Raw genomic sequence first — 7,956 nt, forward strand, 5'->3', positions numbered from 1 at the left:
TGGGTCAAAATGCTGCAATTCAAGACCTGACCCCGGCCTTCCGCTCTGTCCAACTGAACGGGACCAGATCTGGTCCCGCTCGGGGCAGGACTATTCGTCGACTAAGCATGCGGCGTTGACCTGCGCACATTGTGCGCGCACAATGTGCGTATTTAACGGAGGCGTGCCATGGCATGGAAATATGGTTTTGGAGGCAAGTCAGCGACCCACGTTGAGTCGGGGACTGTATTTGCAGTTTCGTATCTTACTCGGAATGCTCAATCGGCTGATGACCTAGCAATCGTTCCCGACGCTAAATCGGGTCGAAAATGGACCGCTGAAGATATTCTCGTACTTAAGCAGGAGCTCTGGGACCACATTCAGGATTTGTTCGTTCGTGACAGAGTTGCGGCTCTGATTCAACGCGAATTTTTGGGTGACAACCATAGAGCAGCCAGCGCCATCAGTAACGTGACCGGAAAACGGGTTTCAGAACGTACCATTCAGGCATGGCTGATAGACCCATCCAAGGTCAGTAGTCGAAAATGTCCAGCGTGGGCGCTCAAAGCGATGCAGGACTATTTAGCCGTGCCTGACAACAAACGAGACCTCACCGAAATTGCCCAGTACCGAGAGCAGATTACTCAGCAGCACAACTACCTGAACGACGTCTACGACAAGCACCAAGTTCGTATGGCGACGAATTCAATAGAATCTGAAAAACGGGCACTAGATAGTTGGCAAGAAACCAATTTCAATTCACTTCCAATTAAGCTATTTGAGCTCGAGAAGCGAATTGATGGCTACCTCTACTACTTGAGTCGCTCTAACGCAATCATCACCAATGCCCTCGGCAGATGTAGCGATTTTGACGAATTCAAGCGAGTAGTCACAGAAGAACTTAAAGAGGCTGAGAGTGTTGATTTTGCTGTGAGAGAGGCGCGGAAAGCGATTGAAGAAGGGTTGGATGAGTTTTCAAACGACGAAGGATTAGCCACCTAGGCATGTAGATATAACCGTGCTTATCCGGTTAGCGCACACAGCAAAAATAGATGCCATTTTTCAGACCGAAAGTGGGGTGCCGCCCGGATTTCAAGCACCGACAGACGGTCGTGCCGCCGAATTCGAAGCGAATTTGGCTCGCGAGTGGGGCTTCCTGTTCGGTGTGTGTGCTAACCGTATAAGTACGGATATAACTTCACAAATTACATTCTCGAACTATTTTATAAAACATGGACAGTAAAGAACTGCAGGAACGACAAGCTTTCTTGGATGACATTGCCAACTATCAATATATTCGGCAGGACGGCCGGCTTGTCCTCGAGCCATTCTGTGTGTATTTGTCCCACTGCTTTGGCTTCGACGGCATTCTTGAGTTTTCGCCCCAACCAAGGGATGTTTACTTGCTTCTAATCGATATTATTCGAGAGCGGCTGGGCGACGAGGAAGCAAAGAAAAAAATCCAATGCCAGAATGTCGTTGACTGGCGGCCGGAACTAGCCCACATCTTCCCTGAGCGGCAGATGACTTGCATACACTTGGGGGCGTTGGTGATGGTCTCGCACGACTGGATTTACGCGATTGGTCATTCTCTATTGGGGATTCCTGAGCCAGAAGAAGGTGGAAAGTATTTCGCTTGGGTTAAAGAGGATTGGCTAGCCGTTTACACCTTTATTAACGGCTATCACAATGCCTTCGTGTCCTTCCAGAAGAAATTCGATAGAGAAAACATTGGAAAATCTGGATATTCACTATTCGAAGCATTGCATTTATCCCGTGCTAAAGACATTAACTTTGACGAGGCAGTTAGCCAGTTGAAGGGACGGCATGACGCTTACCAAGCAGCTATGAGCCAAATTTCAAAGTCGTTAGAGGATGGCTACTATCTCGAAGCTATTGCACTTGAAGAATGCCTCATTAGCAATTGCTTATTTAATTTCTTGGATGGGGCTGGGAGCAAGCTTACCAACCCATCGTTTCACACATTGCTGAAGGAAGCATCAGATAGGCGGGATTCCGCTTATGACTACCCGCAGGAACTGCTGAGCCAACTGGATAAATGGCGCAAAGCACGAAATATCGCTATCCACGGGTTCATTTCTTCAACAAGCATGGAACTTGACCTTTCGCATGCAAATTTCCGCAAATCAGCCAAAACAACCGCGCTATTGGGGGAAGAATATTGCAAGGCAGTAGTCTCCTGGTATGAGGTGGAATGCGTAAATTTTGTCCGGCACGAATTTCCTCGGGAGAAAAAGGAGACTGTCCACTGAACTTTAGCCAGAAAGCGCGCAGTTGCGGAGCCACAAAGTTGCGGGGTCAGGTCTTGAATTGAAGCATTTTGCCCGGAGTCATCGCATCCGGCGCAACTCGCTTCGCTCATTGCACCCTTCGGCGCCCTACGAATGCCCGCTTTCGGCGTGCCTGCACCACCGTCCGTTGATGGCCGTTATGAATAGCTATTCATAACGGCCAGAAGCGGAACTTCCAGCGCGTCGTTGTAAAACGGACATTGGCTAGCGCGATAGTCGCTTGGGCATAAGCCGAATTGGATGCACACTTGTTTGCACGTTTCCTTTTTCGTCAGTGAATAGGCAATTACAATGTGCGAAAAGTGCGGGTTGGCAACAGGTGTGGAGTATTTATCCACGCGCTAATCAAGTTTGGGAATAGAACTAAGATGAAAAGAACGATAAAGCTCCCCTGGGATGAAGAACATGTAGAGGCCATGACAAAGGTGGAGGGGTTAGCACTTGGAGAGAAATGGCGATTTGGTATATACCAAGTAATTCGGGATAAAGAACTCCCTCAGACAAAGTTCAAGGACAATAATCTGACGGAGTTTTTAATACCGGATGAATTTGTTTCTCTAAAGCTCTTCTTCGATAATTTTCGGAACTATGCCATATGTGCAGCGTTCATAGCCCTTGGCAGCATACTTTGGTTAAACTCAGCGAGTCTGTTTCCGAAGGAATTTCCGTCCTTCCTTGCAACCACATGCGCCTGTGTGATCTGGTTGATGGCGGGCCTTTTGCTCATCCTCAACTTTATGCAGACCTGGATACTTTTAAGAGAAACACATGATTCAATTAGAGCGATTCAAATTTCTGAAGTTGTAATATATCGCCCATCTTTGTTCGTTTTCAGATTTTTGGCGCTGCTTCACGGAATTTTGAGTTGGCTGTTAGGCATTGGTGTCAATCTCTTGGTATTTCTGTTTCAAATGAGCGTAATGCTCATCATGTTCGGATTTGTGTATTACGCAGTGGTATCAACACCGGGGGTGAAGTAGTAAACTCGTCGGCTCCATGCCATAGGATTGAAATCTGGTACTAGAAATGCATAAGGGCGGGCAGGCCTGTAGATTCAGATTTTCCTGTATGCCCGCTTTGGCCAAGTCCGACGGACAGCTTCGGGTCGATTCCGGAAGTGGCCTAAACTGACAAGCGGACATTGACCGCCGTCAGCGACTGAACGGCAGGTAACTGGCGCATAGCAGCCCAACATGGAGCGCAGGGCCAATGTCGGCATTGGCCGAGTTGCTGTCCTTGGGTGGCCGTGGCGGGAGACTGCTCCACCCCAATACCTGTCGTTTGACCCCTGACGACTAGACCGGCAGCAACGGGTAGTCAGACGCCAGATGGATTAAAAAGCTGTGGGTCAGCTTTCAGTCTGAGCCGGCCGTTGATGCTTGGCCTCAGCGGTTTCACATCGAGCTGGCCGTAGCCGGTTACTGCGCAATCCAGCGCGCCGCGCTGACTGGCCGCCAGCGCGATCCTCATCATCAATGGCTAGTCTGCCTTCAAGGATTACGCAGGCTGGCGGATCGAGAACGGTATGGCCGGATCGATGTCCACCGCTGCATGACTGCCAGCGATGACCTTAGCCCGATAAGCACCCTGCTCCAAACCGGCCCGCTGGCCGTGATTACCGGCGCCGGACTCAGCACCGCCAGCGGAATTCCCGCCTACCGCGACCAGAATGGCCAATGGCTGCAGTCGAAGCCGATTCAGCATCAGGAATTCCTGCGCTCCGAAGCGGTGCGCCGGCGCTACTGGGCACGCAGTTTTGTCGGCTGGCCGACCATGGGGCAGGCCAAGCCCAACCCGGGACACCGGGCATTGGCTGATCTCGCGACGCTCGGCGCGATCAGTGCGCTGATTACCCAGAACGTCGATGGCCTGCACCAGAAGGCGGGCAGCGTCGGGGTAATCGAACTGCACGGCGGGATCGACCGCGTGCGCTGTCTGGGCTGCAAGGAGATCTACCCGCGCAGCACCCTGCAGGACTGGCTGCGCTTGGCCAATCCAGGCTTCGACGCCGATTCGGCGCGCCGCTTCCGGGTCGCGCCGGATGGCGACGCACATCTTGACGACGCGTTTTACGCCGGTTTTGGCGTACCCGACTGTCCTTCCTGCGGCGGTGTTTTAAAACCGGACGTGGTCTTCTTTGGCGACAACGTGCCACGCGAACGGGTGGCACACGCTGCCCGCGCGATTGAAGTGGCGGCCGGACTCCTGGTGGTCGGGTCGTCGCTAACGGTTTATTCGGGTTTTCGTTTTGCCGATCAGGCACACAAACTCGGCAAACCAGTGTATGCCATTAATATGGGCGCCACCCGCGCTGATCCGCTACTCACCGGCAAGGTAGATGCGGACTGCGGCGAGACGCTCGATCGCCTGCTGCGCGATTTCTCGCCAAAACCTTATGGAGAGATTTACGGATAAAACAACTTTCTTTTTTGCTACAGCCGCGCCTGCTCAAACTGATTCCACTACTCACCCGGCTGCCCCTGCTCGCCGCCTGCAACAGCCTGCCGGCGGACGGCAAGCCGCCGTCCCGCCAGCCCCGTATTCCACCATTTTGCGAAACAGATTCAATCATCGCCGCTTACGGGGAGGCGCATTGTGGCTAGATCAGTTTGACCTTGCCACAGGCGATCCGCCAAACTAATTCACTTCTTGTACCCGGCACAACTGGACTCCACGCAGATGGTTCAGTATCTGAGTGAACCACGTCCCCTTCCCCGTGGGCTAGGGAATAAGCAACAGTAGCGACCGGCCTGCTTCGTCCTTCGGCGCAGTTATATTCCTCGTGATACTTCACAGACTGATGAATCGTGCCTGCGGTAACTCGTGGTTCAGTGTAAGTAATCATGACCCACATCGTCGCCATGTTGCCTTTCTTGCGGATTGTGCTTAGGTCTGCGTATGCGACAAATGTTGCTTCGTAGTCGTACTGCACCCATTCAGCCATCACGCCGGTACTCATCGCTACCAGTAGCAGTGACAGGACTCCTTTCTTCATTGTGCGATTCTCTTTTTGGCGAATCAGAAAGCCATATATTAAAGGGTTATGCCCTCGGTTTATTTAAACAGTATTGGCCTTACAATCCACCAATCAAATGCCAGTGGCGGCTTGATCAATTGGGAACCAAAACGTCATTTGAAATCTCACCAGAACCTACAAAGCGTTATGGGTTGAGGAAACTCCTTGATCATTATGTCAAAGACGACGCATAACCCTGGGGCACACCAGACGCTACGCGATGAATCCGCGCATCGTCGGTCACCTCTACGTATGCACAGGGCATGGCGCGTTACTTCATAGGTGGAAGTCCTATGGCCAGGTTTTCGCAAAGCCGAAGGCAAGGCAAGTGCGTCGTCGCGAGACGGGGTCTGCGGGACGACATGGCAACTAACCAGCGATTTAGCCCTGTTTTTGTTCATCGGCAATGCCGATAGACCATTTCCGCACCTACACCCCACTTTTTGGCGAGTTATCCGTGTCGGCAGAACTTTTCTGCTGTGCAATCATCGGTCACAGCAATCAGCACAGAACACGAAAGGCATACTTATAATTACTTTCAACCTGATCGTACGGTTTTGCTTCTTGGTTAACTCTGTAAACCAGACGATCCCGGTTGAAGCATCCATCGGAGTATTTGATGACCTCAACCCCTCAAAAATTACCCATGAAGAAATGGATGCGCTCAAGCAGTATTCACTTCTTTGAACGCAATCAGGACGCCCTGTCTGCGCCTGGCTATGTTTCTCTCTCGAGCGCCATGATCGTCAAAATCATGGCATCCGGTTTTGAGGTGATTACCCGCGATACCTTTTTCATAACCTGTCGTGCCCGGCAAATTCTTTCTGACAACCTCCACAAGAAAATTTACAGTGAAGAAGAGATTTTCAAGGCTGAGCACGCTATTAACGGCCACCTTGAAAAGCTGCACGAGTATTTCGATACGCGCATCAAACAGGGCGAGCAAAAGCTCCAAGGGGCCGGGTTTGAAATTGACGAGATTCAGCGTCTTGTCTCGAACTACGAAACGCTTACCGTAACCAATGCGGTGACCCAGTACCTTGATCTGCTGTCCAAGGCCGATCTCTACACCGCAATTTTGCATTACCTCTGGCTGACCAGCGAACTCTCTGACAATCCTGACGAGGCGATGCGTGTCAAACTCAAGACGGAACGGGAAATCCGTGAGAACCTGTTCAACATCACTCGCTTTACACAGAGTCAGTACAGCACGGTCAGGCGCATTTGCAATGGGGTTATCGAACAGCGTCGACTGGAGCGGGAACAGCAGTCTGAGCGCGATCGTCAACGCCATCTTCAGAAAACAGACATAAACAACAAACAAGAACAGGCCAAGTCCCCAAAACCGGAGAAAGAGACTATCGGTCCGGTTGCACAGCAGGTAATCCAGGCAGCACAATTGGATCTGAACACACTCGACATGGCAACTGCTCCTGCCTAGATCACCCAGCACCTGATCCAGTTGAGGCGAGTAACGCTGCGCATGTATCGCACTGCATTAGCAGTGACAAAGGCCAGCAAGAATTCATGACCAAAGAATATCGTCCCAACGATACCATGGTCTGGCTAGCTGTTTTTGTGGGGCCGCACCTTTTCGCATTGCAGCCGCTTGGATTTTGCCTGCACTAAATCAGTGGTGATCAGTCAGACGGCGTCTTGTCGAAAATGCCAACGCACCTTTTTGGCCCTGAACCGTCCTGATTTTGTGTAGCGTTCTGATCAGGACGAGGCAAATTACGAGCGAACTAAAGCCGGGTGCATTTCACTCGCCCTAGCGCCGCCGCGTCAATAAGGCGCTGCAATGGTCTTGATGGTGTCCAGCGCCCTCCTTGTGCCACGAAGCGATTGGTCGCATCGACGACCATTCCTTCGCCTTTGGGCTCTGCAGTCGTCAGAGCCATAGCCAACTCCGCTCGGGCGCGTTGCTGACGATCAAAGGCGGTGAGGTCGAAGTATCCGTCATCATCAAAGGCGAGGAACCCGAACGTTATCCAAACGACACGAATCGGCTGACGGTCAATGAGTTCTACAGCGACGTCGGTCATTCGTACCCGAGTTCCCGCGAAACGGGTGAAGCGACAGCTTGTCGGATCTCGGAGTATTTGGTCAAACTTGGCGTTCGGCAGGCGATACAGACCGTCTTCCTTATCGAGGATAAACATGCGGCACGATATTCCCATGGCTTTTGACGTCCTCGCCCACCTAAAGCACGGTGATTCCTAAGGCGCTAAACAAGGGCAAGCCCCTGCTCGGTCGCTTTGGCGGATTCCCAGGCTTGAATTTCAGAATTCTCAAACTTTTGGGGTTGACCTGGACTCCCCTGAGCAGTTTACGCTTCATCTCGTTCGTCCAAATCCTGCTCGGTCATATCGTTGATGTACTCATGCACTCAGATGGTTTGCTAAAGGTTAGTTTGGGTTACGTCCCGACTGGCACCGAGCAGGCCCAAGTCCCGAGACAAGAGCAGCACCGCCAACGACCACAGCGCTCCAGGCGAGCTACATACTGCGGCTAATCTGCCGTATTCGACTTACGAAGATGGCTCAGCATCGCCTGGGCTTGTTCCAACGGGGCGTAGGTGAGGTGAAGAACGAGTTGCACCGTGCTCGGAATATTGCGTCCGTTTTCATAGCGGGAACCGCCCGATTG

General features: G+C 51.8%; 7 protein-coding genes. 5 read left to right on the forward strand and 2 right to left on the reverse strand.

Going from position 1 to position 7,956, the window contains the following annotated elements:
* Nucleotides 1-168: 168 nt before the first annotated feature.
* From JNM42_RS08220 to JNM42_RS08235, 4 genes are all read left to right on the forward strand, one after another.
* Nucleotides 169-981: a hypothetical protein gene (locus tag JNM42_RS08220; RefSeq protein WP_294268206.1), complete on the forward strand. Its 813-nt coding sequence runs from the start codon at nt 169-171 to the stop codon at nt 979-981.
* Between the two features lie 230 nt (nt 982-1,211).
* Entirely contained in the window at nt 1,212-2,252 is a 1,041-nt protein-coding gene (locus tag JNM42_RS08225) for a hypothetical protein (RefSeq protein ID WP_294268207.1), read from the forward strand.
* Between the two features lie 407 nt (nt 2,253-2,659).
* On the forward strand, nt 2,660-3,271 hold the full coding sequence (locus JNM42_RS08230; RefSeq protein ID WP_294268208.1) for a hypothetical protein: 612 nt from the start codon (nt 2,660-2,662) through the stop codon (nt 3,269-3,271).
* Between the two features lie 571 nt (nt 3,272-3,842).
* Entirely contained in the window at nt 3,843-4,706 is an 864-nt protein-coding gene (locus tag JNM42_RS08235) for an NAD-dependent protein deacetylase (protein WP_294268209.1), read from the forward strand.
* A 184-nt stretch (nt 4,707-4,890) separates the two neighbouring features.
* Here the strand turns inward: JNM42_RS08235 and JNM42_RS08240 are convergent, their stop codons facing one another.
* Nucleotides 4,891-5,286 (reverse strand): surface-adhesin E family protein, encoded by a 396-nt coding sequence (locus JNM42_RS08240; RefSeq protein ID WP_294268210.1) that lies wholly within the window; start codon nt 5,284-5,286, stop codon nt 4,891-4,893.
* Between the two features lie 640 nt (nt 5,287-5,926).
* On the opposite strand from JNM42_RS08240, the gene JNM42_RS08245 reads away from it, so the two are divergent.
* A complete protein-coding gene (locus tag JNM42_RS08245; protein WP_294268211.1) occupies nt 5,927-6,748 on the forward strand; it encodes a hypothetical protein in 822 nt (273 codons plus the stop codon).
* Nucleotides 6,749-7,052: 304 nt separating this feature from the next.
* On the opposite strand, the gene JNM42_RS08250 is transcribed toward JNM42_RS08245, so the two are convergent.
* Nucleotides 7,053-7,469 (reverse strand): hypothetical protein, encoded by a 417-nt coding sequence (locus JNM42_RS08250; protein ID WP_294268212.1) that lies wholly within the window; start codon nt 7,467-7,469, stop codon nt 7,053-7,055.
* Nucleotides 7,470-7,956: the final 487 nt, after the last annotated feature.

This window comes from Propionivibrio sp. (assembly GCF_016790145.1).
Classification (GTDB): domain Bacteria; phylum Pseudomonadota; class Gammaproteobacteria; order Burkholderiales; family Rhodocyclaceae; genus Propionivibrio.

Excerpts from the sequence above, each read along its gene's own strand:
- JNM42_RS08240 (WP_294268210.1), bottom strand. The coding sequence starts at position 5,286 with ATGAAGAAAGGAGTCCTGTCACTGCTACTGGTAGCGATGAGTACCGGC.
- JNM42_RS08225 (WP_294268207.1), top strand. The coding sequence starts at position 1,212 with ATGGACAGTAAAGAACTGCAGGAACGACAAGCTTTCTTGGATGACATT.
- JNM42_RS08230 (WP_294268208.1), top strand. The coding sequence starts at position 2,660 with ATGAAAAGAACGATAAAGCTCCCCTGGGATGAAGAACATGTAGAGGCC.
- JNM42_RS08220 (WP_294268206.1), top strand. The coding sequence starts at position 169 with ATGGCATGGAAATATGGTTTTGGAGGCAAGTCAGCGACCCACGTTGAG.
- JNM42_RS08250 (WP_294268212.1), bottom strand. The coding sequence starts at position 7,469 with ATGTTTATCCTCGATAAGGAAGACGGTCTGTATCGCCTGCCGAACGCC.
- JNM42_RS08245 (WP_294268211.1), top strand. The coding sequence starts at position 5,927 with ATGACCTCAACCCCTCAAAAATTACCCATGAAGAAATGGATGCGCTCA.
- JNM42_RS08235 (WP_294268209.1), top strand. The coding sequence starts at position 3,843 with ATGACTGCCAGCGATGACCTTAGCCCGATAAGCACCCTGCTCCAAACC.